18 protein-coding genes are annotated in these 23,216 nt (G+C 72.2%); 2 read left to right on the forward strand and 16 right to left on the reverse strand.

Going from position 1 to position 23,216, the window contains the following annotated elements; translation table 11 throughout:
• Nucleotides 1-107: 107 nt before the first annotated feature.
• The 4 genes from hpt to dacB form a co-directional block, all read right to left on the reverse strand.
• Nucleotides 108-659 carry a hypoxanthine phosphoribosyltransferase gene (gene hpt, locus C7S10_RS03255; RefSeq protein WP_108343299.1) on the reverse strand — a complete coding sequence of 184 codons (552 nt, stop codon included), beginning with the start codon at nucleotides 657-659 and terminating at the stop codon, nucleotides 108-110.
• A gap of 97 nt (nucleotides 660-756) precedes the next feature.
• Nucleotides 757-1,740 (reverse strand): tRNA lysidine(34) synthetase TilS, encoded by a 984-nt coding sequence (tilS, locus tag C7S10_RS03260; RefSeq protein ID WP_108342935.1) that lies wholly within the window; start codon nucleotides 1,738-1,740, stop codon nucleotides 757-759.
• A 158-nt stretch (nucleotides 1,741-1,898) separates the two neighbouring features.
• Entirely contained in the window at nucleotides 1,899-2,921 is a 1,023-nt protein-coding gene (locus tag C7S10_RS03265) for a zinc-dependent metalloprotease (protein ID WP_108342936.1), read from the reverse strand.
• Nucleotides 2,922-2,999: 78 nt separating this feature from the next.
• Nucleotides 3,000-4,457: a D-alanyl-D-alanine carboxypeptidase/D-alanyl-D-alanine endopeptidase gene (dacB, locus tag C7S10_RS03270; RefSeq protein ID WP_108342937.1), complete on the reverse strand. Its 1,458-nt coding sequence runs from the start codon at nucleotides 4,455-4,457 to the stop codon at nucleotides 3,000-3,002.
• A 161-nt stretch (nucleotides 4,458-4,618) separates the two neighbouring features.
• Between dacB and C7S10_RS03275 the strand changes: the two genes are divergently transcribed.
• Nucleotides 4,619-5,107, forward strand: coding sequence for an inorganic diphosphatase (locus C7S10_RS03275; RefSeq protein ID WP_108343300.1), 489 nt, complete (start codon nucleotides 4,619-4,621; stop codon nucleotides 5,105-5,107).
• A 111-nt stretch (nucleotides 5,108-5,218) separates the two neighbouring features.
• Here C7S10_RS03275 and C7S10_RS03280 read toward each other — a convergent pair whose 3' ends face one another.
• The 5 genes from C7S10_RS03280 to C7S10_RS03300 are packed head-to-tail and all read right to left on the reverse strand — an operon-like array spanning nucleotide 5,219 to nucleotide 9,989.
• On the reverse strand, nucleotides 5,219-6,082 hold the full coding sequence (locus C7S10_RS03280) for an RNA polymerase sigma-70 factor (RefSeq protein ID WP_108342938.1): 864 nt from the start codon (nucleotides 6,080-6,082) through the stop codon (nucleotides 5,219-5,221).
• Complete coding sequence (locus C7S10_RS03285) at nucleotides 6,079-6,660, reverse strand: carboxymuconolactone decarboxylase family protein (RefSeq protein ID WP_108342939.1); 582 nt, start codon at nucleotides 6,658-6,660, stop codon at nucleotides 6,079-6,081. Before C7S10_RS03285 ends, C7S10_RS03280 begins: the two co-directional genes overlap by 4 nt.
• A gap of 59 nt (nucleotides 6,661-6,719) precedes the next feature.
• Nucleotides 6,720-7,394, reverse strand: coding sequence for a class I SAM-dependent methyltransferase (locus C7S10_RS03290; protein WP_108342940.1), 675 nt, complete (start codon nucleotides 7,392-7,394; stop codon nucleotides 6,720-6,722).
• Nucleotides 7,391-7,987: an alpha/beta fold hydrolase gene (locus tag C7S10_RS21905; RefSeq protein ID WP_114327777.1), complete on the reverse strand. Its 597-nt coding sequence runs from the start codon at nucleotides 7,985-7,987 to the stop codon at nucleotides 7,391-7,393. Before C7S10_RS21905 ends, C7S10_RS03290 begins: the two co-directional genes overlap by 4 nt.
• A 7-nt stretch (nucleotides 7,988-7,994) precedes the next feature.
• Complete coding sequence (locus tag C7S10_RS03300; protein WP_108342941.1) at nucleotides 7,995-9,989, reverse strand: acyl-CoA dehydrogenase family protein; 1,995 nt, start codon at nucleotides 9,987-9,989, stop codon at nucleotides 7,995-7,997.
• A gap of 23 nt (nucleotides 9,990-10,012) precedes the next feature.
• On the opposite strand from C7S10_RS03300, the gene C7S10_RS03305 reads away from it, so the two are divergent.
• Nucleotides 10,013-10,888, forward strand: coding sequence for a sulfotransferase domain-containing protein (locus C7S10_RS03305; protein ID WP_108342942.1), 876 nt, complete (start codon nucleotides 10,013-10,015; stop codon nucleotides 10,886-10,888).
• On the opposite strand, the gene C7S10_RS03310 is transcribed toward C7S10_RS03305, so the two are convergent.
• From C7S10_RS03310 to C7S10_RS03340, 7 genes are all read right to left on the reverse strand, one after another.
• Entirely contained in the window at nucleotides 10,881-12,557 is a 1,677-nt protein-coding gene (locus C7S10_RS03310) for a copper resistance CopC/CopD family protein (protein WP_108342943.1), read from the reverse strand. The two genes, C7S10_RS03305 and C7S10_RS03310, sit on opposite strands and share 8 nt — an antisense overlap.
• The gene (locus tag C7S10_RS03315; RefSeq protein WP_108342944.1) at nucleotides 12,554-13,303 is read right to left on the reverse strand and encodes a YcnI family copper-binding membrane protein; all 750 of its coding nucleotides are present in this window, start codon (nucleotides 13,301-13,303) and stop codon (nucleotides 12,554-12,556) included. The genes C7S10_RS03310 and C7S10_RS03315 overlap by 4 nt, the downstream gene beginning before the upstream one ends.
• A gap of 38 nt (nucleotides 13,304-13,341) precedes the next feature.
• A complete protein-coding gene (locus C7S10_RS03320; protein WP_108342945.1) occupies nucleotides 13,342-13,569 on the reverse strand; it encodes a tautomerase family protein in 228 nt (75 codons plus the stop codon).
• A gap of 297 nt (nucleotides 13,570-13,866) precedes the next feature.
• Nucleotides 13,867-19,674, reverse strand: coding sequence for a LamG-like jellyroll fold domain-containing protein (locus C7S10_RS03325; protein ID WP_108342946.1), 5,808 nt, complete (start codon nucleotides 19,672-19,674; stop codon nucleotides 13,867-13,869).
• A 253-nt stretch (nucleotides 19,675-19,927) separates the two neighbouring features.
• Nucleotides 19,928-21,025 carry a sugar kinase gene (locus C7S10_RS03330; protein ID WP_108342947.1) on the reverse strand — a complete coding sequence of 366 codons (1,098 nt, stop codon included), beginning with the start codon at nucleotides 21,023-21,025 and terminating at the stop codon, nucleotides 19,928-19,930.
• Nucleotides 21,022-21,663: a bifunctional 4-hydroxy-2-oxoglutarate aldolase/2-dehydro-3-deoxy-phosphogluconate aldolase gene (eda, locus tag C7S10_RS03335; protein WP_108342948.1), complete on the reverse strand. Its 642-nt coding sequence runs from the start codon at nucleotides 21,661-21,663 to the stop codon at nucleotides 21,022-21,024. Before eda ends, C7S10_RS03330 begins: the two co-directional genes overlap by 4 nt.
• Nucleotides 21,664-21,695: 32 nt before the next feature.
• Nucleotides 21,696-23,186 (reverse strand): aldehyde dehydrogenase family protein, encoded by a 1,491-nt coding sequence (locus C7S10_RS03340; protein WP_108342949.1) that lies wholly within the window; start codon nucleotides 23,184-23,186, stop codon nucleotides 21,696-21,698.
• Between the last annotated feature and the right edge of the window lie 30 nt (nucleotides 23,187-23,216).

A 23,216-nucleotide genomic window follows, 5' to 3' on the forward strand; every position in this document is an offset into this window, starting at 1 on the left:
TGATCGGGAGTGACGCGACGCTACATGGTCGAGCCAGCTCCCTGTCTTGGTCACACGAGTGCATTGTTTCAGGCGGGGTGAAGCGGGGCCCGCACCGACGGCGTCGGTCAGGAGTAGACGTGCGGCGCCAGCGTCCCGATGTCGCGCAGGTTGCGGTAGGTCTCGCGGTAGTCCAGGCCGTACCCCACGACGAACTCGTTGGGGATGTCCCACCCGACGTACTTCGGCTCCACCGGCATGCTCAGCGCCTCCGGCTTGCGGAGCAGGGTCGCGATCTCGACGCTCGCCGGACCGCGGCTGCCGAGGCTGTTGACCAGCCAGCTCAGCGTCAGGCCGGTGTCGATGATCTCGTCGACGATGAGCACGTGGCGCCCGGTGATGTCGGTGTCGAGGTCCTTGAGGATCCGCACGACGCCGCTGGACTTGGTGCCCGAGCCGTAGGAGCTGATCGCCATCCAGTCCATCTCGACGTGGCGCGGCAGGGCCCGCGACAGGTCGGCCATCACCATCACCGCGCCGCGCAGGACCCCGACCATGAGCAGGTCCTGGCCCTCGTAGTCCGCGGCGATCTGGACGGCCATCTCGCCCAGCCGCTCCTGGATCTGCGCTTCGGTGAACAGCACGTTGACGAGGTCGTTCTCCACGTGGGCTGAGTCCATGGCGTCAGCGTAGGGGCTGGCGCGGGTCGACTCACCCGTGGGCAGCACACGTGTAGGACTTGTGTCCCTGACAGGCGCGGCTGAGGGGCCAGAAGTCCTACACGTGTGTCGGTGCGGGCTCGACGACGAGCAGGTCACCGCGGCGTACGGCGCGGAGGTGCCCGGGCAGGTCGATCCACTTCTGCCCACGCCAGTGCGTGAGGAGCGCGTCGACCGCCAGCACGTGCTCGTGGAAGAGCTCGGCGGGCGGGGCGCCGGCCGCGAGCGCGGCGGCCCGGACCACCCGCCGCCGGAGCGCGGGCGGCTGGTCGGCCAGTCGCGGCACCGACAGCCCGTCGGGGCCGGCCACCTCCGCGAGCAGGGCGTCGGCCAGGTCGTCGAGCAGTGCCGTGTCGTCGCGGAGCTGGTCGGCGGTGCGGGCGAGCGCGCGGGCCACGCCGGGACCGAGCTCCTCCTCGAGCAGCGGCAGGACCGTGCGACGCACGCGCACCCGCGTGAAGGAGGGGTCCGCGTTGTGCGGGTCCTCCCACACCTCCAGTCCCTCGACCCGGCAGGCGGTGAGCGTGTCGTCACGGCGTACGTCGAGGAGCGGGCGTGCGAAGACGTCGAACCCGCGCCGCATGCCGGCCAGCGAGCGGCCGCCCGAGCCACGGGCCAGGCCGAGCAGCACCGTCTCGGCCTGGTCGTCGAGGGTGTGCCCGAGCAGCACGAGGGCCGCAGGCAGCCGCTGGGCGACCTCCTCCAGGACGGCGTACCGGGCCTGCCGGGCGGCCGCCTCCGGGCCGACGCCGGCCGCGTCCACGACCACCGTCGCGGTCATCGTCTCGTCGGCCCCGATCGACGCCATCTGCGCCACGACGTCGCCCGCGTGCTCGGCCGAGCCGGGCTGGAGGCCGTGGTCGACGGTCACGCCGACCACGCGCAGGGCCCTCGACCGGGCCTCGAACACCGTGGCGGACAGCAGGGCGAGCGAGTCGGCTCCCCCGCTGCAGGCCACCACGACCGTCGCACCGGGGTCGAGCGGCTCGAGGACCGCGCGCACGCCGCGGCGTACGAGCGCGATCGAGGGGTGCAGGGTCAAGGCATGCCTCCTTGTCCTCGGCCGTCGCGAGCGTCGTCCGGGGCGTGCGATGGCAAGGCGGAGGAGGGAGACATGACGGAGTCATGGCGACTGACGACAACGCAGCCAGCGTGCGTGCCGGGCGGCGCGCAGCAGGCCACGGGACGAGGAGTCATGCCTTAAAGCACCCGGGTGATCCAGGCGGCCGGGTCCTCGATCTCCGCCTTGGAGGGGAGGTTGGCCGGCGACGCCCAGACCGCGTTGAACTGCTCCATGCCGACCTTGTCGACGACCTGGTTCACGAAGGAGGCGCCGTCGCGGTACTGCGCCATCTTGGCGTCGAGGCCGAGCAGCCGGCGCAGGACGCGGTCGAGGGTGCCGATGCCCTTGCGGCGCTCGTTGAAGGAGCGGCGGATCTTGTCGACCGACGGGATCACGCTCGGCCCGACGCCGTCCATCACCACGTCGGCGTGGCCCTCGAGCAGCGACATCACCCCGGTGATGCGGTCGAGGATCTCGCGCTGCTCCGGCGTGCTCATCACGTCCATCAGGCTGCCGCCGCCACGCACGGCCTCGGAGATGCGGCGGACGGCGTCCTCGGCGAGCCGGGTGGGCTCGATGCTCTGGGTCAGCGCGGTCATCTCGGAGAAGAGGTGGTCACGCATCCACGGCACGGCCGTGAACTGCACCCGGTGGGTCTCCTCGTGCAGGCAGACCCAGAGGCGGAAGTCGGTGGGGTCGGCGCCGATCTCGCGCTCGACGTGCACGATGTTGGGCGCGACGAGCAGCAGCCGCCCCGACGGGTCGTGGAAGGGGTCGAACTGGCCCAGCACCTTGGTGCCGAGGAAGCCGAGCAGCAGGCCGACCTCGGCACCGGTGACCCGCGAGCCGATGGCGACCGAGAGCCCTGAGGGCGAGGCGCCCTTCTTCTCGTTCACGCGGGCGATCATCGGCTCGATGATCGTGGCGAAACCGTCGGCGTTGGCCTGCACCCAGCCACGGCGGTCGACGACGAGCACCGGCGCGGTGTGCTCGGCGGCGACGAGACCGGTGAACTCCCGCACCAGCCCGGTCGAGCGGTCGGCACCGGCCCGCAGCTCGGCGACGGTGGCGGCGGCGACGTCGGCCTGCACCGCGGGGCCGTCCCCGGCCACCCTGGCGCCGAGGTTCACCGCGAAGTCCCAGTCGACGAGTCCACTCATGCGGGGTCCCCGCGGTGTTGTCCGGGGGAGCGCAGCGGAGGAGGAGAACATCGTGGGGTGGACCTCATGCCGAAGAACCTAGCCCGCGCCGCAACGGCACCCGGCGAGGTCGGCGGCGAGGGAGTCGAGCGCGGCCTCGACCTCGACCTCGGGCGCTCCCCGGGTCTGGTCGGCCGCGATCACGAACACCATCTGCGTGCCGTCGCGGCCGGTGACGATGCCCGCGAGCGAGCTGACCCCGCTCAGGGTGCCCGTCTTGGCGCGTACGTCGCCGAGCGCGACCGCGTCCGCGGAGGCGAACCGGCCGGCGAGCGAGCCGGTGAAGCCGGCCACCGGGAGCCCCGTGACGAGCGGACGCAGCTCGGGGTGGTCGTCGCGGGCGGCGACCTGGAGGACCTGGAGCATCGTCGTGGGCGAGATCCGGTTGAAGCGGGAGAGTCCCGAGCCGTCGTGCACGACGTCGTCGCCGGTCTCGACCCCCAGCGACCGGAGCGTGCCGAGCACGCCGGCGGCGCCGCCGGCGAACGAGCCGTCCCCGCTGACGGCGAGCCCGACCTGGTGGGCGAGCACCTCCGCGGTCTCGTTGTCGCTGACGTCGAGGAGGCGCTCGACGATGTGGGCGACCGGCGCACTCTCGGCGCTGGCGAGGTCGGCCGCACCCTCGGGCGCGCGGCCGGGCGTGGGTTCGCCGACGACCGTGATGCCGGCCTCGCGCAGGCCGGCGGCGAAGGCCTTCGCGGCGTCGAGGGACGGGTCGTCGCTGCGGCCGTAGCCGGTCGGCGAGGCGCCGCGGTCGACCCAGAGGGCGGTGATCGGCGAGACGATGTCGTCGGGGACGTAGTCGGCGCGCCACTTCGGGTTGTTCGTCGGGCCGGTGAAGAGCGAGTCGTCGTACACCACCCTGACCCGCTTGCGGCCGGCCAGCGCCACGGCGGTGTCGCGGGCGAGGGTGACGACGTCGGCGCGCTCGGGGTAGGTGGTGGCCTGCTCGGCCACGGTCAGCGGCTTGCTGGAGAGATAGGGGTCGCCGCCCCCGACGAGCACGACCTCCCGGGGCGAGCGGCCGGCCACGACACGGGTGGTGAAGCGGGCGTCCGGCCCGAGGGCGGCCAGGGCGGCGGTGCTGGTCAGCAGCTTGGTCGTCGAGGCGGGCAGGAACCGGTCGTCGTCGTGGACCCAGACCGGGCCGTCGCCGCCGAGGTCGCCGACCGCGGCCACCACGTGCCGACCGAGGGTCTTGTCACGCAGGCCGGTCGCGAGCGCGGACTCGACCGCCGCGGCGTCCACCGACGAGGACGACGGGAGGGGTGCGGCGACCAGGGCCGGGGGCGACCACGCCGGCAGCTCCAGGCCGACCGGCGGCGCGATCGCGGCCGGATCGTCGGTCGGCTCGTCGCCGTACCAACCGAGATAGCGGGGACCCCAGTCGAGGCGGTACGCCGCGAACGCAGCCCCCACCAGGACGAGCACGAGCAGCGTGGGGAGCCAGTGCGCCAGGCGGCCCGGGCCGGTCGGGTGGCGTGTGTCACGTCCCACTCGATTTCACCCCGCTCGCTTGACCCTTTGCGGCCATTGTGCGCGACACTGACGACCGAACCACCCACAGGCCCCAGGAGAAGACAGTGCCCGACGAGCAGGTAGCAGACGACGTCCGCGACGAGATCACCGAAGAAGACGCTCGTCCGACCGAGAACTCGATGCTCTTCGACGTCTTCATCGAGATCCCCAAGGGCTCGCGCAACAAGTACGAGGTGGACCACGAGAGCGGTCGCCTGCGCCTCGACCGGATGCTCTTCACCTCGACGGCCTACCCCGAGGACTACGGCTTCATCGAGGACACCCTCGGCCAGGACGGCGACCCGCTCGACGCGCTGGTGCTGCTGCAGGCCCCGACCTTCCCCGGCTGCCTGATCGAGTGCCGCGCCATCGGCATGTTCCGCATGACCGACGAGGCCGGCGGCGACGACAAGGTGCTGTGCGTGCCGTCGCACGACCCGCGCCTGCAGTACCTCCAGGACATCGACGACGTCTCGAAGTTCGACCGCCTCGAGATCCAGCACTTCTTCGAGGTCTACAAGGACCTCGAGCCCGGCAAGTCGGTCGAGGGCGCCAACTGGGTGGGCCGCGACGAGGCCGAGGCCGAGATCCGCGCCTCCTTCGAGAGGTTCAAGAAGACGTCTCACTGAGCCCTGGGCCGGCTGAGCGCCTGTTTCGGTTTCCCCGGCTAGCCGGGGAAACCCCGACTTCACGTAGCAAGCATGCCCCCCGAAGTTCACGACTCGCCCACGAAGTCGGGGTCAGCGAGTGAGCACCCGCTCGTCGAGCACCCCGCCGAGCTTGTGCGGGTTGCGCACGATGTAGGCCCCGGTGACGACGTCGCCGGTGAAGGAGAAGGTCGCGACCGCCTCCAGCTCGCCGTCGAGCTCGATCCGCAGCCCGGGCGCGCCGTTGACCGACACCAGCTCGACGCCGGTCGAGAGCTGGTAGATGCCGGTCAGGAACCGCACCACCTTGTCCGCCCCGAGGATCGGGCGCAGCGCGGCCTGCTTGAAGCCGCCGCCGTCGGTGATGAGCACGATGTCGGGCGCGATCACGTCCATCAGCTGCTGGAAGTCGCCGGTCGCCGCCGCGGCCAGGAACCGCTCCAGCGCCGCGTGGTGCAGGTCGGGCGTCACACGGTCGCGCGGGCGTCGCGCCTCGACGTGCGAGCGCGCGCGGTGCGCGACCTGCCGCACCGCCGGCTCGGACTTGTCGACGGCGGCCGCGATCTCGGCGTACGGCACGTCGAACACCTCCCGCAGCACGAAGACCGCGCGCTCGACCGGCGGCAGGGTCTCGAGCACCAGCAGCATCGCGGTCGAGACGCTGTCGGCGAGCTCGACGTCGTCGGCGACGTCGGGCGCGGTCAGGAGCGGCTCGGGCAGCCACGGGCCGACGTAGTCCTCGCGCCGACGGGCGTTGCCGCGCAGCTTGTTGAGGGAGAGCCGGGTGGTGATCCGCACCAGGTAGGCCCGGTCGTCCAGCACCTCGTCGGTCACCTCGACCCACCGCAGCCAGACCTCCTGCAGCACGTCCTCGGCGTCGGCGGCCGAGCCGAGCATCTCGTAGGAGACGGTGAAGAGGAGGTTGCGGTGGGCCACGAAGGCGTCGGTGCGTGTCACGTGGCGATCGTCCCAGCCTGCGCGAGGGGCAGCTCGCAGACGTCGCTGAAGCCCTGGCTCGCCAGGCCCATGGCCGAGTTGAACCGCGACCGCTCGTTCTCGATCGCCACCATCATCGTCAGCTCGACCACCGCCGCGTGCCCGAGCCGCTCGTCGAGGCCGGCGACCATCTCGTCGGTGACCGTCGGCGGCGTCACGGTCATCGCCTCGGCGTAGGCCATCACGTCGCGCTCCAGGTCGCTGAACACCTCCGACTCGCGCCACCGCGGCACCTCGCGCACCTTGGCCAGGTCGAGGCCGTCCTCGCGCGCCATGAAGTAGCCGAAGTCCAGGCACCACGAGCAGCCGATCGCGCCGGCGCTCGCCATCACGGCGTAGGTCTTGAGATGGGCGTCGAGGCCGTCCCACTTCGCGACCTTGCGCTCGAAGCCGAAGACGGCGTTCATCACCGGCTTGTTGTGCCACAGGACGTAGGCGTTGTCGGGCACCCGGCCCCACATGCGCTGGGCGACGCGGCGCATCACCGCGCCGTACGCACCGTCGAGGGTGGCCTTCGGGATCCGGAAGCTGCTGGGCATGTCATCTCTCCTTGGTCGGTGTCGACATCAAGACACCGGCCGCGGCGGATCTGTGACAGCTAGCGCTTGGTCGCGTGGAAGTAGCCGACGGCGCCACTCATCTCGAGGCGTACGTCGCTCGCGCCGGCCTCCGCCAGCCACGCCCGCGCCTCGGCGGCGGTGCACATCGGGCCGAGCACCTGCGCGCGCCGTCCCGCGCGGTGGACCAGCTCGAAGCGGCGGTCGAGCCCACGGAAGTGCTCGAGGAACAGGGCGCTGCCGGTGATCGCGGCGCTGGGGCGCAGGACGCGGACCATCTCGCGGATCGCCTGGTGGGGGTCGGGGAAGACGTGCAACCCGGTGAAGGAGACGACGAGGTCGAAGGTGTCGTCGTCGAAGGGCAGGTCGCCGACGTCGGCGACCGTGGTGCTCACCTGGGCGAGCACCCCGCGCCTGCGGGCCGCGTCGAGGGCCCGCTCGAGCATGGTCGGCGAGATGTCGGCGGCCATGTACTCCAGCCGGCCGCCGGGCCGCAGGCCGCGCAGGGCGACGCCGCCGCCGACCGGGACGTCGAGCACGCGGGAGCCGTCGGGCAGGTCGGAGATCTCCCGCGTGGCGGCGTACAACCGGGTCAGGTCGCTGCCCATGCCGATCCGCCACAGGGGGACGCCGACGAGGGGGTGCTCGACCATCAGCGGGTAGAACCGCGCCCAGAGCGGGTCCTCGTCCCAGCTCCCGACGAGCGGCACCCTCATCGGTCGCGGTCCAGGGACCGGACGAAGGCGTCGGTCGCGCGGGCGACCTCGACCAGGATCTCGGCCGTGCGGACGGCGTCCGAGGTCGCCATGCCGTGGTCGGCGTCGGCCACCTCGAGGACGTCGCAGCCGGTTTCGGCGAGCTCGGCGGCGACCCGGGCGTCCCACAGCTCGTCGGCCAGTCCGCCCACCAGCAGCTGCCGGCCCTCGTTGGCGGCGATCGCCCCGGCCTGCTCCGGCACGACCAGCAAGGGGGTGAGCCAGATGCTGTCGATGCCGCGCTCGGCGGCGTACGACGCGGCGTGCGTGCCGAGCGACTTCGCGACCAGCAGCACCGGGTCGGACGACTCCGACGCGAGGGCGGACTCGACCTGCCGGCGCACCCACGGCTCGGGCTCGGCCAGCTCGGCGTCGGTGCGCGCCGCCGCGTCCCACCACACCTGCTGGACCGTGAAGCCGTGCTGCAGCAGCACCTGGCGAGCGAGCTCGAGCAGCGGCGCCGAGGGCGAGTAGGCACGACCGGGCAGCACGAGCGCGAGGCCGCGCGACGGCCCGTCGGGCTCCCAGCGCGTCGGCAGTCCGCCGAACGTCATCGCGCCCTCACCGCAGGATCTCCTCCGAGCGCAGCATCGACTCCGGCACCCCGAACGCGTCGACGAGGTCGATCGCGAGCGGGCGGATCTTGCGGCACAGGCCGTTGACCTCGCGGCTGATCGACTTCGAGCGCGCGACGGTGAGCCGCCCGTGCTCCATGAACCAGGCACGGTCGGCCTCGATCGTGGTGAGCGCGTGCAGGTCGCACAACAGGTTGAGCGCGACCTTCTGGTCCCCGTCGGGCAGCTCGCGGGTCTTGAGGACGAAGGAGTCGAGGACCATCCGCTCGACGTGCGCCCGGGCCGCAGCGATCACGTGGTCCTGGACCTGGGAGAACACCTCGCCGGGGTTCACGCCGCTGTCGATGCCGCGCTTGAGCCGACGCGCCACGCCGCCCAGCATGTGCTCCTCGCGGAAGCGCAGCATGGCGCGCTGGTAGTTGGGGTCGAGGAGACCGGCCTCCTGGTCCCACTGGTCGCCTCCGGGCAGCGCGTCCTTGATGCGCGTGAAGAGCTTGTGGGCGCTGGTCCGCTCGATCACGGTCTCGACGGCGAGGCCGGCGACGAAGCGGACCATCCCGAACTGGTCCATGTCCTCGAACTCGCTGGCGTAGTCGGTGAGCAGGCCCTTGGCGACGAGCTGCAGCAGGACGTGGTTGTCGCCCTCGAAGGTGGTGAAGACGTCGGTGTCGGCCTTGAGCGCGGCGAACCGGTTCTCACTGAGGTAGCCGGCACCGCCGCACGCCTCGCGGCACTCCTGGATGGCGCGGGTCGCGTGCCAGGTGCCGAGCGCCTTGAGGCCGGCCGCCCGCGACTCGAGCTTGCGCCGGGCCGTCTCGTCGGTGCCATCCTCCGTCGGTCCAGGGCCCATGAAGACGTCGTGCAGCGCGCCGGCGACGTACTCCTGGGCGAAGTGCAGCGCGTAGGTGCGCGCGATCAGCGGGAACAGCCGGCGCTGGTGCATGCCGTAGTCGAGAAGCAGCTGCTCGCGGTCGGGGTCGGTCGCCTCGAACTGCCGGCGCACGCCGGCGTAGCGGGTGGCGACGGTGAGCGCGACCTTGGCCGCGTTGATGCCGGCGCCGCCGACGCAGACCCGCCCCTGGACCAGGGTGCCGAGCATCGTGAAGAAGCGCTTGTTGGGGTTCTCGATCGCGCTCTCGTAGACGCCGGCCCCGGTGACGTCGGCGAACTGGTTGAGCAGGTTGGTGCGCGGGATCCGCACACCGTCGAACCACAGGCGCCCGTTGTCGACCCCGTTGAGCCCCATCTTCGGTCCGCAGTCCTCGATCCGCACGCCGGGAAGCACGGCACCGTTGCTGCGGATCGGCACCACGAACGCGTGCACGCCCTCGCTGGCGCCGTCGATCTCGAGCTGGGCGAAGACGACCGCGACCTCCCCGTGGGCGGCGGCGTTGCCGATGTAGTCCTTGCGGCTCGCGTCGTCGGGGGTGGTGACGACGAACTCGTCGGTCTCCGGGTCGTACGTCGCGGTGGTGCCGAGTGCCTGGACGTTGGACCCGTGACCGCTCTCGGTCATCGCGAAGCAGCCCATCAGCCGGCCGCTGACGAGGTCGGCGAGGTAGGCGTCGTGGTGCGGCTCCGTGCCGAGCTGGAGGATGGCCCCACCGAACAGGCCGAACTGCACGCCGACCTTGACCAGCACGCTCAGGTCGCCGAAGGCCAGCGTCTCGAACGCGGCCACCGAGGCCCCGATGTCGCCGCCACCGCCGTACGCCTCGGGGAAGCCCATGCCCGTCTGGCCGGTCGCGGCGATCTCCACGACCACGTCGCGCACCCGCTCGCGGAAGTCGGCGCTGGTCATCGACTCGGCGTCGAGCAGGACCTGACGGTGCTCGGCCAGGTTGTCGCGCACGAGCTGGCGCACCTCGGCGTACCTCCCGTCGAGCAGCGTGGTCATGGCCGCGACGTCGACGACGGGCTGGACGTAGCCACCCTCCACGGCCCGATCGGTCACGTCCTCGACAGCCTCGCTGGTGGTCATGGGCAAAAGGTAGCGTTCTGCGCGTGACCCGTCCCGAGCCCGACGCCGACCTCGGACGCATGCGCTACAACTTCTCGATCGTCGGCGTCCAGAAGAGCGGCACCTCGACCCTCTCGGGCACGATCAGCCAGCACCGCCTCGTGTGCCGCCCGCCCCGCAAGGAGGCGCACTTCTTCAACAACGAGGACTACGACTGGGCCCACCCCGACTACGAGCGTGACTACACCGCTCCGCGCCGGGCCAAGGTCCACACGATGGTCGGCGACTCGACGCCGGTCTACCTGTTCTGGCCGAACGCCCTCGAGCGGATGCGCGCCTACGACCCGGACCTGCCGCTGATCGCCGTCTTCCGCGACCCGATCGAGCGGCTCTTCTCGCACTGGACGATGCTGCGCACGCGCCACCCAGACTGGCCGGACTGGCCGGGGTTCCTCACCGAGTTCCGCCCGACGTCGCTGCCCACCTCGGTGCCGACCGACGTGAAGCCGATGCGCTACAAGCACATGTCGGGCATCGCGCGCGGCTACTACGGCGCCCAGCTGGAGCACGGGTTCTCCGTCTTCCCCCGCGAGCAGTGGCTGCTGCTCGAGTTCCGGCAGATGCTCGCCGACTTCGACCCGTCGGTCGACCGCGCGACCGACCACCTCGGGCTCCCCCGCTTCCGCGAGCACCCGCCGCTGCGCAACCGGTACGCCGGCGCCGAGCTCGTCACCGGCACGGCTCCGACCGGCGAGGACCTCGCGTCGCTCGCCTCGTTGTACGCCGCCGACCTGGCCGTCTTCGACCGGCTCTCGGGCCTCGACACCTCCCAGTGGCCGACCACCCGGATCCTGGCCGGCAGCCTCGACCCCGAGGAGCTGGCGCGGAAGCTCGCGACGAAGGTCGCCCCGCTCAGCTGACGTCGAACTCCAGCTCGCCGACGGGGTTGGCGAACTCGCTGACGCGCAACGAGACCTGCATCCGCCACGTGCCCGCGGACGGGAGCACGACCTCCGCCGTGTAGAGCCCCGCCGACACGGGCTGCAGGGGGACGTTGCCCAGCACCACCCGGTCGGAGGCGAGCCGGACGACCGGCGGGGCGACCCCCTCGGTGGGCGCCCCCGCGGCGTCGCGGAGCCGGAGGGTCAGTGTGGTGGGACCGCGGGTCAGCGGGGTCAGGCTCGCCTCCACCTCGATCTCGCCCAGCGTCGTCGAGCGGGTGCCCGGGTCGCTGTCGGCCGTCGCGGCCGCGGAGGCCGGCTTCGGCTCGCCCTCCGGGCTGCGGTCGACCAGCACACCCGTGACCGCGAGCACCGCCACCAGCACGACGGCCTCGACGGCGGTCGCCCGCGCCACCGGGCGCGTGACGGCAGCCGCCTCATCGCGCCCGCCCGCACGCTGCAGGCGCGGCAGCAGCGACCAGCGGTTCCACGCGGCGATGGCCACGGCCACCAGCACGATCCCGATCTTGACCAGCAGGAGCCGGCCGTACGTCGTGTCCACCAGCCCGCTCCACGAGCCGAGGATCCGCCAGGCCAGCACGGAGCCGGCCGCGACGAGCGCGGCGAGCACGCCGGCGGCGGCGGTGGAGAACCGGGCCAGGACCTCGGCGGCGGAGGCACCGCGGCCGCCCATGCTGGACAGGCCGGGCAGCACCAGCGCGAGGCCGACGAGACCACCGAGCCACACCGCGCCGGCCACGAGGTGCAGGACGTCGGTCGCGACGACCAGGAGCTCGGGACTGGCGGCGCGCGTGTGCCCGGTCAGGGCCGGGGCCGCGACGGCCACCGCGGCGGCAAGTAGGGCGACCGACCGTCGCCCCCCGACGGTTTCCCCGCGTCCGAGCAGGGTGAGTGCGAGCGTGAGCCCGGCGACGACGGCCACGGGCACGGCGTACTCGCTCGTCGGCAGCGACCCCCAGGTGCTCCCGCGGGCGAGCGACCCGGCGCCGGCATCGAGGAGGTACATCGCGGACAGCGGCAGCGCGACGAGCCAGGCGACGGCGGCAGCAACCGCCGCGACCCGGACCACGCGGAGCGGGCGACGACGGACGTCGGCGTCCCGACCGGCCGGCAGGAACAGCATGAGGAACGCGACCAGGCCGCCGGCCAGGAGGAGCCCGACGTATCCCACCCAGCGCGCGAGCGTGAGCGACCACGGCACGTCGGGGGTGTCGGTCTCCTCGGCGGGGGGCGGGGTGAAGTCGGTCGTCGGCGCGCCCACCGAGAAGGTGAGGGACCCACTGATCGGGTGGCCGTCCTCCGACACGACCCGCCACACCACCACGGTGGTGCCCTCCCCCAGCGGCTCGTCGAGCTCGACCCGCAGCTCGGCGCCCGACACGGACGCCGCGACGTCCACCGGCCCGCCCTGCGAGTCGAAGACCTGCACGCCGTCCGGGACGCCGCGCACCCCCTCGTCGAAGGTGAACAGCAGGCGCTCGGGGGCCGACTCCAGCACCGCTCCCTGCGCCGGGTCGGTGCTGATCAGCGTGGCGTGGGCGCTGGCGGGTGCCGCCAGCGCGAGCACCCACGCCGCCGCGAGGACGGCGAGGAGGAGCGGGAGGGTCCGGGGTCGGGCGACGGTCATGTACGGCGACGCTGCCGCACGAGGGCGGCGCCCCCGAGAACGGTGCCGAGCAGTCCGGCGACCAGCGCCGCGACGGTCAGGGGTTCGGCGCCGTCGTGGTCCGCGCCGGTCTCCCCCTCGTCCTCGTCCTCGTGGCTGGTCGCGGCGATCGCTGCGTCGTGGTGCCCGCCCTCGCCCGCCTCGGTGATGACGAAGGAGGGCGCGGGCAGCTCGAGCTCGTCGACGTCCTGGCCGTCCTGCGGGACCTCGATCCACGCCGACTCGCCGTCCTCGCAGGTCTGGATGGTCGGGAAGACCAGCGTGTCGCCCTCGGCCTCGGGCAGCTGGAGCGAGAGCTGGAAGGTGTCGCGGTAGCCGTCGGGCAGCGGCGTGTCCGTCCGGTAGGTGACCGAGGCGACGCGCTCGACGACCTCGTTGCCGTGGGCGTCGGCCACGGGCGGGTCGAGCTGCTCGGTCTCCTTCTCGACTTCCCACAGCGCGGTGCGGGTCGGGCTGACCGCGTTGACGCCCTCGGGGATCGAGATGGTGATCTCCGTGGTCGGCGAGTCCTCGCAGCCGTGCGCGACGCTGAACTCGAGCACGGCGTACGCCCCGGCCGCCGTGGTCGACGGGGTGACGGTGACGTGCGCGCTCGCGGGGGCGGCCAGGGCGACGGCGCCGATCACGAGGCTGGCCGCCCCGAGCCGCAGCACGGTCCGGGTCGGGCGGGGGTGGCGCGTCATCGCCGGGTCCATCGCCGGGTCCATCGCTGGGTCATCGCAGGGTCCTCGTCCGGGTGGCGTTCTCAGTCGACGTCGGCCAGGGCCGCGACGACCCCCGCGCGCGAGTCGTCCTCGCTCGCCAGCACGCCGCCGTTGGCGACGGTGTCGGCGGTGATCTCGGTGAAGACCATGCGGACGTCCTGCTCGCGGGCGCCGAGGATCTCGACGGCGCTGTCGGCCACGGCCCGGGCGAACCTGCGGCGCTGCTCGACGGTGCGCCCGGCCAGGAGCTCGACGGTGATGTTGGGCATGGTGGCCCTCTCTGCTCGGCGGTCGATCCACAAGAGCGACCTTGATTCACTGATGTGAACACGCTACGTGCTCGGCGACGCGCTCCGCAATGGCTGGCGAGCGATGGATTCACATTCACGACTGTGGTTCGACCCGCTGAGGTCTTCGCGGGCCGACCCGGGAGGCTCCGTCGATCCCAGTCATCCGATGACGGCGATCGACCACGACCCTCGGGGAGGGGCGGGGCGGCGTACACGCACGTCCACGCGGACCCGGAGGGGGGCACCTCCGGGTCCGCGTGCGTCTGGTGAGGTCGGCTACCTCCGGACCTTGACGACCACCTTGTCCGTGACGGCGGTGGCCAGGGCACTGCCGGCGTAGCTGAGGGCGACCTTCAGCCTGCCCGGCTTCATGGCCTTCGGGAGCCTGAAGACCACCCGGCCGCCCGAGAGGGTGCCGGTGAGGGTCTTCCCCTTGACCTTCGCGGTCACGGTGCCGGTCACGGGCACCCCGTCGGGGGCCGAGAGCCGGACCACGACCTTGGCCCGCTTGCCGACGCCGACCTTCGCCGGCGCCTTGGCCCGCAGGGTCGGCTCGACCTTCTCGACCACGACCTGCACGGTCGAGGACGTCGCCGCGTGGCCGGCGTCCCCGGCGTAGCGCAGGGTGAGCTCATGCGTCCCGGGCAGCAGTCCCTTGGCGGGCAGGGCGAGGGTCGCCCGACCCGCCGCCACGGGCCCGCCGGCGAGCACGGTGCCGCCCTGGACGACCTCGACCCTGCCGGTCGCCCCGGCGGGCGTGACCGTGACGGACACCGAGCCGGCCTTGCCGTACGTGAACGCGGCCGCCGCTCCGGCGATCGCCGTGGTCGCCGGCTGGTCGGGCTGGGTCTCCGCCGCCTTGACGGTGATCGTGACCGACGTGGGTGCCGAGGCGTCCTCGCCGTCGTCGGCGCGGTAGGTGAACACGTCCTTGCCCGCGAATCCGGCCTCGGGCTTGTAGGTGAAGGAGCCGTTGGCCGCGAGGGTCACCGTGCCGTTGATGGGCTGGGTGGCGTTCGTCGCCGTCAGCGTGCCACCGTCGGCGTCCGTGTCGTTGGCCAGGACGCCCGGCGCCGCGATCGTCAGGGCCGCACCCTGGACGGTGCTGTAGGCGTCAGGCACCCCGACCGGGGCGACGTTGGCCGGCGGCGGGGGCCCCTCGGTGACCGTGATCGTGACGGTCGTGGCCGCGGAGCTGGCCGTCCCGTCGCTCGCGCGGTAGGTGAAGGTGTCAGCACCGGTGAACCCGGTGTCGGGCGTGTAGACGAACGAGCCGTCGGCGGCGACGGTCACCGACCCGTTGCCGGGCTGGGTGGCACCGGTCGCCGTGAGGGGGTCCTCGTCGGCGTCGGTGTCGTTGGCCAGGACGCCGGGGGCCGCCACCGTGAGGACCTGGTCCTCGGCGGTGGTGAAGGAGTCGGCGACGCCCGCCGGAGCGGCGTTGACCGGCGGTCCCTGGAAGAGCTCGCCCACCTGGCTGGCGGACAGCTCGTAGCCGTACATCTGGAACTCGTCGACCGCGCCGTCGAACCTCGGGTCGGGCCAGCTGGTGCCACCGATGAAGTTGGCCGTGGTGGTGCCACCGACGCCGACGTCGCCGATCCCGAGGGTGAAGTCGTTGCGGGTGCCGACGAGCTCGCCGTCGAAGTAGAGCTTGCCCGTCGACCCGCTCATCGTGAACACGACGTGCGTCCACTGGTTGAGCGGCAGGTCGTTGCCCGCGCCGAGGGTGAGGCGTTCCTGGTTGGCATTGCCGGGCGCCTTGAACGTCGCGGCGAAACCGGTGGCGCCGGCCGCCTGGGTCGAGGACTGCAGCAGGAAGAACGTGTCCGTGCTGCTGCCGATCTGGACGAGGGGCACCCAGTTGGGCAGGGCGTCCGGGCGGGCCCACACGGAGACCGAGAACTCCTCGTCCATGCCGTCTGCGATGTTGTTGGGGAGCCGGACCTGGTTGTTGGTGCCCGCGGCGCCGCCCGGGAGGTTGACCCCGCTGCCGAAGCGACCTGGGGTCCACGACGTCGAGCCCTCGAGGGTGGCGGCTCCGACGGAGGGGTCGTTGCCCGAGTTGGCCGCGGTGGTGCCACTGTTCTCGTCGAACGAGTAGCGGACCGGCACCCCCTCGCCCGGCGGCGGACGCTCGACCGTGTGGGTCACCGTCGCCGCCGAGTCGCGGAAGCCGTCGGCCGCGACGAAGCGGACCTCGATCTCGTGCGCACCCGGGGCGAGGGTGAGCGCCGGGAACGAGGCCGCCTCGTCGGCGACCGTCACCGCGGAACCGACGCTGGAGCCGTCGACCCACAGCTGGGCACTGCCCTGGGCCGGTGCGTCGGTCTCGCCGGCGATCACCGCCGAGACGGTCAGCGGTGCCCCGAACGGCGACGGCGAGGCGGGCGTGACCGAGACGGTCGTGGTCGTCCGCAGGGCGGCACCCTCGTCGTACATCGCCTCGACGTCGGCGCCCGAGAGCGCCGAGGTGTAGACGCGCACGTCGTCCATGAGGCCGTCGAACGCCGGGTCGGGGAAGCCGTTGCGACCCAGCCAGTTGTTGGCCGTCGGGCCGACCTCGGTCATGTCGATCGTCAGGTCGGTCTCCTGCGCGACCTGCTCACCGTCGAGGTAGAGCGTGCCGGTCGTGCCGGTCCGCGTGAACACCACGTGGTTCCACCGGTTCTCCGTCACGTCCCGCGTCGGGGTGGCGTAGACCCGCTCCTGGAGCGGCGCCCCCTTGGCCTTGAAGGTCGCGGCGAGGCCGGTGTTGCCGGCCGCCTGGGTCTGCATCTGGATCTGGAAGAAGCTGGCGTCGTCGCCGCCCCCGAGCCCGTCACCGATGTGGAACAGGTTGATCCAGTTGCCCTTCGTGTCCGGGCGGACCCAGAACGAGGTCGTGAAGTCGGTCGCGCCCTGGAGCAGGTTGTCGGGCAGGTCGACCGCGTTGGCGTTGGAGCCGCCGGGCAGGGCGAGCGCCTTGCCGAAGACACCGTTGGCAGACCAGCCGGTCGTGCCGGTCAGGGTCGCGGCGCCGACGGCGCCGGACTGGCCGGTGTTGGCCGCCGTCGTGCCGGAGCCCTCCTCGAACTCGTAGCGCACGGGAACGTCGGAGGCGCCCGGGTCGGCGCCCACGACCACGAGGTCGTCGATCATCATCCCGGCCCCGGAGCCCGGAGCCCGGAGGCGGAGCGCCTGCTGGCGGGCGCCGGCGGTGAAGCTCCCGACGTACGTCCCGAAGGCGTTCTGCGAGGACTGGGCGGTGGTGCGGGTGAGCGTCGTCGTGAGGTCACCGACCGACAGCGCGGTGGTGGCGTCGCCGAGACCGGCCGCCGAGCGCCCGTCGCGGGCGTAGCGCAGCGAGATGCGGTACTCCCGGCCCGGGTCGAGGCCCTTGAGGACCCGCTCGATGTTGCCGGCGTTGCCGAGACCGAGGTGGTAGCCCTGCAGCCCCATCCCGCCCTGGCCGGCGGCGTTGGCGCGCACGAGCTGCACACCGCTGTCCACGGTCCACGGCGACATCCGTCCGTTGCCGGCCGCCACGTCGACGATCGGCGTGGGGTTGCCGCCGCGCCAGTCGGCGGGCAGGCGGGGGTACTCGAACTGGTCCACGACCTGCGGGGTCCGCGAGTCCATCGCGACCTCGGGGTCGATGTCGAGGATCTTCGCGACCGAGGGCGTGCCGTCCGCGTCGAAGGCGAACAGCATGTAGGCGCCGGGGGGCGCGTACGTGCCGTCCTGCGGCGAGGTGACCGTCAGCGTGCCGCCGGCCTGCGTGAACTCGAGGTCCTGGAAGTTCTGGTCGTTGTTGAAGCCGTGGGTGACCGAGCCGTTGCGGACCAGCGTGACCCGCGAGATGTCACCGCTGGCCGCGACGGAGAACGTGCCGTCGTAGCCGATCTTCTTCGGGGCGCTGGTGATGACCGGCCGGACCGCCGGCTGGTTGCCGTCGAAGAGGTAGGACGGCGAGTAGTACTCGACGTCGGTGTAGTTCCACGGGCCGGGGGCGCCGCCACCGCCCATCATCACGCGACCGTCGGGCAGGAGCAGGGCCGTGGAGTGGTAGAGGCGACCGTGCTCGTAGGGGACCGCCACCTCGGTCCAGGCACCCGAGTCGGGGTTCCAGATCTCGGCGTTGGTGACGTAGCCGCGCGAGCCGTTGTTCTCGCGTCCGCCACCGGTGACCAGGACGTCGCCGTCGGGCAGGATCGTCGAGGTCGCCCAGTGGCGCTTGTACTTCATCGGCTGGGTCGCGGTGACGACCGGGTTGGCCGTGCCACCCGTGATGTCGACCGTGAAGCCGGCGTTGGCGCCGTCCGGGCCGCCGCCGTTGCCCCACCAGCCGCCGCCGACCTGCAGGATCTTGCCGGGGCGGTACATCGCGGCCGTGGACGTCGCGCCGACCGGGTTGCCGAGCGAGCCCTGGTTGGCGATCGCGGTCGGCAGCGTGCCGCGCGAGGTGATCGCGCCGGTGCCGCCGTTGCCGGCCGGGTCGAGCTCGAACATCTGGGTGCCGGTGATGTTGAAGAGGGTTCCGCTGCCCGGCGCCACGAAGGCGCGGGGGTACCACCAGCGGTTCTCGTCCGGGCCGTTGCCGTTGCCGCCGTCGCCGTACGCCAGGGCGCTGGTCGCGCCCTCGAGCTTCTTCCAGCCCGAGCCCGCGTCCGGGGTGTAGATCTCCGGGGTCAGGACGCCCTGGCCGCCGGGGCCGCCGCTGAGGCTGCCGCCCTGGACGACGATGTCGCCGTTGGGCATCGTCGTGCCGGTCGGGTACCACCGCGGGTAGTTCATGGGCGCCTCGTTCTGGAGGCCGTTGTTCGTGGTGTAGCTCGTGACGCCGATCGCGGCGTCGTTGGGCGCGTTGCCGCCGAGACCGTCGTCACCGCCGACGGTCATCGTGGAGTGGGCGTGCGGGTTCTGCACCTGCATCGAGCAGAACAGGTCGGTGTAGGTCGTGTTGGGGATGATCCCGTCGCGCAGGTTGGTCAGGTTGCGCACCTCGTCGGGGTCCCAGATGTCGACCTCCATCTGGCCGCCCTGGGTGATGGAGCTGTTGCCGGTCCAGTCGTACGGCGTGGTGTCGGTGCCCCAGCCGCCGACGCTGCCGAAGGACTGGACGGTGCCGTCGGAGGTCAGCGCCATGTTGATCGGCATCAGCGGCCACGGGGTGACGCCGCTCCAGGCGCCGGCGTCCTCCTTGACGGGCGGCGAGCAGTCGGCGTCCATCAGCCCGGAGGTGTAGGCGATGCCGTTCTTGAGCTGCGTGCGCATGACGCCCTCGGAGTAGGCGGTGCCCTCGTGGCCCATCCCGGTGTACCAGGAGCGGCCGGAGTCGATCGTCTGGCACCAGGTGATCGGGTGCGAGGTGCCCTGACGGCCGCCGGTCATGTCGGTGACGTACGACGACTCGTCGGCCTCGAGCAGGGTGTGCACGTTGGGCGCGGGGTTGACGACCCAGTCGTACCACTCGTCTCCGCGGGTGAAGCTGGCCGGCAGGCCGGCCGTCAGCGGGCTGCCGGCGTCCTTGACGACCACGCGGCCCTGGCGGATCGCCGGGTTCTCCGGGTGGCCCTCGGACACGGCTCCGACGAGGCGGGCGTAGAACGGGTTGACGTCGTGCTCGCTCTCGCCCACCGACCAGCCGGCGTAGTGCATGCCGAGGTAGCCGCCGCCGCCGCGGACGTAGGCCTCGAGAGCGGCGCGCTGGTCGGCGTTGAAGAGCACGCCGCCGGTCTGCGCGAAGACGAGGGTGTCGACCGTGGCCAGGTTGGCGGTGGTGAACGCGCTCGCCTGGTCGGTCTCCTGGATCTCGACCGTCTCGCCGTACTCCGTGCCGAGGCTCTGGACCAGCTCCTTGACGGCGACCCGGGCCTGCGCCTGCGAGGCGTGGAAGTTCTCCTTGTAGAACAGCAGCACGCGGAGCTTGCCGTCGTCGACCGCCGACACCGGGGCCGGCGCGTTGGCCGCCAGGACGGCGGCCGAGCTGGCCGCGAGCGGCAGCCCGACCAGCAGTGCGACGACGAGCGCGAGCAGCGTGGCCGCCGAGCGACGGAGTCGTACGGCGGGGTGCGTGCGGACTGGCCTGCGGGACACGTTCATGGGCTCACCTTGGGTCGGGCTGGCATGAGGACGAGGGCACGGCGAGGTCGGAGCGCTCTCGGGGGTGGAGTGAACGTATGACCGGCGTCACACCACAGTCAAGAACTCTGTCCAGATTTGTGAACACTTCTTGCCAAACGTCCACATATGCGAATCGCCCACGAAATGCCGAGCACGCACCGGCCCGCCGCCGGGAGCGCAGAAGGGCTCGGCAGGGATCGGTGCGTGTCGGGTCGTCAGGGGTGCGGGTGCGTCAGCGACGTACGCGCGCGCTGCCACCTCCGGCCAGCGCTCGCACCTCCGTCGCCGTCGCCATCGAGGTGTCGCCGGGCGTGGTCATGGCGAGGGCGCCGTGGGCGGCGCCGAGCTCGAGGCAGGTCTGGAGGTCCTCCCCCTCGAGCAGGCCGTAGACGAGGCCCGAGGCGAAGCCGTCACCACCGCCGACCCGGTCGAAGATGCCGAGGTGGTCGCGCGGGGTGGACGAGAGCACGCCCGTCCCGGGCGACCAGGCGATCGCCTGCCAGTCGTTGTCGCTGGCGGTGTGGACCGTGCGCAGGGTGGTGGCGATGACCTTGAACCAGGGCATCTTCTCCGCAACGGTGCCGACCATGGCCTCGAAGCTGTCCATGGGGAGGGAGCTGAGGTGCTCGTCGACGTGGGCGACCTCGAAGCCGAGCGCGGCCGTGAAGTCCTCCTCGTTGCCGATCATCACGTCCACGTGGCCCGCCAGGCGCGTGTTGACGTCACGCGCACGCTCGGTGCCGCCGATCCCGGCCCACAGGCTGGGGCGGTAGTTGAGGTCGAACGAGACGACCGTGCCGTGCTTCTGCGCGGCCGCCATGGCCTCCTCGGCGACGGCCGCGGCCTGCTCGGAGAGCGCGGCGTAGATGCCGCCCGTGTGCAGCCAGCGGACGCCACGGCGGCCGAAGAGGTCGTCCCAGTCGACGTTGCCGGGCGCCAGGTGCGCGATGGCCGTGTTGGCGCGGTCGGAGACGCCGACGGCCCCGCGGACGCCGTACCCGCGCTCGGTGAAGTTGAGGCCGTTGCGGACGGTGCGTCCGATGCCGTCGTACGTCTCCCACCGGATCAGCGAGGTGTCGACGCCGCCCTGCATGACCAGGTTCTCGACGAGGTGGCCGATCTCGTTGTCGGCCAGCGCGGTGACGACGCTCGCGCGTTTGCCGAACACCTTGCGCATGCCGCGGGCGACGTTGTACTCCCCGCCGCCCTCCCACGCCTCGAAGCGGCGGGCGGTGCGGATGCGGCCCTCGCCGGGGTCGAGGCGCAGCATGACCTCGCCCAGCGCGACGATGTCGAACTCGCACTCGGCGGCCGGTCTGGTCTCGATCATGCGGGGGCTCCTTGCAGTGCGTCGTAGAGGGCGGTGGAGGCGGAGCAGCGGGCCGCGACCTCGTCCCAGCGGTCGGCCGCGAGCAGGTCGCCGGCGACCATCCAGCTGCCGCCGACTGCGGCGACGGACGGGTGGGCGAGGTAGGCCGGTGCGCTGTCGAGCGTGATGCCGCCGGTGGGCATGAAGCGCACCTGCGGGAACGCCGCGGCGAGTGCCTTGATCGTGGCCAGTCCGCCGTTGGCCTCCGCCGGGAAGAACTTGACGGTGTCGAGGCCGAGGTCGAGGGCCGCCATGATCTCGCTGGGCGTGCTGATCCCCGGGACGACCGGCACGCCCGCCTCCTGGCAGCGGCGGACGACCGCTGCGCTGAGGCCCGGCGAGACCACGAACTTCGCGCCCGCCTCGATCGCCTCGTCGACCTGGCGGTCGGTGAGGACGGTGCCGGCTCCGACGACGAGGTCGTCGCGCTCGGCGAGGCGGCGCAGCACGGCGGCCGCCCCGGGCGTGCGGAAGGTCGCCTCGGCGACGGGCAGGCCGCCCTGCACGAGGGCCGCGCCGAGGGCGTCGGCCTTGGCCGGGTCGTCCAGGACGACCACCGGCACGATCCGGTGGCCACCCAGGACGTCAGTCGCGTTCACGGTGGGAGTCGACCTTCCTTGGTCGGGGAGGCTCAACGGAGCTCGGCGATGACGGTCTTGAGCTCGGTGTAGTCGTCGAGGCCGAACGAGCCGAGCTCGCGACCCCAGCCCGACTGCTTGAAGCCGCCGCGCGGGAGCGTGACGTCGTCGGCGTGCCACGTGTTGAGCCAGACCGTGCCGGCGCGCAGCTTGGATCCGACACGGTGGGCGGTGCCGAGGTCCTTGGACCAGACGCCGGCGGCGAGGCCGTAGACGGTGTTGTTGGCGGCGGCGACGACCTCGTCCTCGGTGTCGAACGGGATGGCGGTGATGACCGGGCCGAAGATCTCGTCGGTCTGCACGGCCATGTCCTCGGTGACGTCGGTGATGAGCGTCGGGGAGAAGAAGTAGCCGCGGTCGGCGGCCGCGTCCGGGCTCCCGGCCACGAGGGTCGCACCGTCCTCCACCGCGCCCCGGACGTAGCCCATGACCTTCTCGTGCTGTTCCTGGGAGACCAGCGGGCCCATGGTGGTGTCGGCGTCGAAGCCGTTGCCGACCTTGATCGCCTTCGCGGCGGCGGCGACGCCCTCGATGACCTGGTCGTAGACGCCGCGCTGGACGTAGAGGCGCGAGCCGTTGACGCAGCACTGGCCCTCGTTGAAGTAGCCGGCGAGGGCCGCGCCCGCGATGGCCGCCTCGAGGTCGGCGTCGTCGAAGATGATGTTGGGAGCCTTGCCGCCGAGCTCGAGCGAGACCTTCTTGAGGTTCTTCGAGGCGCCGGCCGCGATCTTCTTGCCGACCTCGGTGGAGCCGGTGAAGGCGACCTTGTCGACGTCGGCGTGGTCGACGAGGGCCGCACCCGCGTCGCCGAAGCCGGGCAGCACGTTGACGACACCGGCGGGCACGCCGGCCTCGAGCAGCAGCTGGCCGAGGTAGAGGGCGGTGAGCGGGGTCTGCTCGGCGGGCTTGAGGACGACCGTGTTGCCGGCGGTGATCGAGGGGATCACCTTGAAGGCGGCCATCGTCAGCGGGAAGTTCCAGGGCACGATGCCGGCGACGACGCCGATCGCCTCGCGGCGGGTGTAGGCGTGGAACTCACGACCCGGCACCGACATCGGGATGGTGGTGCCCTCCATCTTGGTGGCCCAGCCGGCGAAGTAGCGGAACAGCTCGGCGGCCACCCCGGCGTCGCCGCGGGCGGACGCCAGGCTCTTGCCGTTGTCGAGCGACTCGAGCTGCGCGAACTCCTCGATGCGCTCGTCGATCATGTCGCCGATGCGCCACAGCAGGTGCGAGCGGTCGCGGGGGGTCATCCTGGACCACGGCGAGCCGGACTCGAAGGCGTTGCGGGCGGCCACGACGGCCCGGTCGGCGTCGACGGCCGAGGCCTGGGCGACCTTGACCAGGACCTCCTCGGTGGCGGGGTCGATGGTGTCGAACGTCTGGCCGTCCTTGGCGTCGACCCACTCGCCGTCGATCAGGAGCTGGCGGGGCGAGGAGAGGAACGAGGAGACGGCGGGCAGGAGCTGGGAGTTCTCGGACATGAGAGGCCTTCCGGGTGCGGTGTGTCTGGT

This window comes from Nocardioides currus (assembly GCF_003057875.1).
Taxonomy (GTDB): Bacteria; Actinomycetota; Actinomycetes; order Propionibacteriales; family Nocardioidaceae; genus Nocardioides; species Nocardioides currus.

Coding starts and splice junctions, on each gene's coding strand:
- C7S10_RS03320 (WP_108342945.1), bottom strand. CDS start 13,569: ATGCCCAACATCACCGTCGAGCTCCTGGCCGGGCGCACCGTCGAGCAG.
- C7S10_RS03285 (WP_108342939.1), bottom strand. CDS start 6,660: ATGCCCAGCAGCTTCCGGATCCCGAAGGCCACCCTCGACGGTGCGTAC.
- hpt (WP_108343299.1), bottom strand. CDS start 659: ATGGACTCAGCCCACGTGGAGAACGACCTCGTCAACGTGCTGTTCACC.
- C7S10_RS03265 (WP_108342936.1), bottom strand. CDS start 2,921: ATGAGTGGACTCGTCGACTGGGACTTCGCGGTGAACCTCGGCGCCAGG.
- C7S10_RS03290 (WP_108342940.1), bottom strand. CDS start 7,394: ATGAGGGTGCCGCTCGTCGGGAGCTGGGACGAGGACCCGCTCTGGGCG.
- C7S10_RS21905 (WP_114327777.1), bottom strand. CDS start 7,987: ATGACGTTCGGCGGACTGCCGACGCGCTGGGAGCCCGACGGGCCGTCG.
- C7S10_RS03300 (WP_108342941.1), bottom strand. CDS start 9,989: ATGACCACCAGCGAGGCTGTCGAGGACGTGACCGATCGGGCCGTGGAG.
- C7S10_RS03315 (WP_108342944.1), bottom strand. CDS start 13,303: ATGGACCCGGCGATGGACCCGGCGATGACGCGCCACCCCCGCCCGACC.
- C7S10_RS03310 (WP_108342943.1), bottom strand. CDS start 12,557: ATGACCGTCGCCCGACCCCGGACCCTCCCGCTCCTCCTCGCCGTCCTC.
- C7S10_RS03330 (WP_108342947.1), bottom strand. CDS start 21,025: ATGATCGAGACCAGACCGGCCGCCGAGTGCGAGTTCGACATCGTCGCG.
- C7S10_RS03325 (WP_108342946.1), bottom strand. CDS start 19,674: ATGAACGTGTCCCGCAGGCCAGTCCGCACGCACCCCGCCGTACGACTC.
- C7S10_RS03275 (WP_108343300.1), top strand. CDS start 4,619: ATGCTCTTCGACGTCTTCATCGAGATCCCCAAGGGCTCGCGCAACAAG.
- C7S10_RS03340 (WP_108342949.1), bottom strand. CDS start 23,186: ATGTCCGAGAACTCCCAGCTCCTGCCCGCCGTCTCCTCGTTCCTCTCC.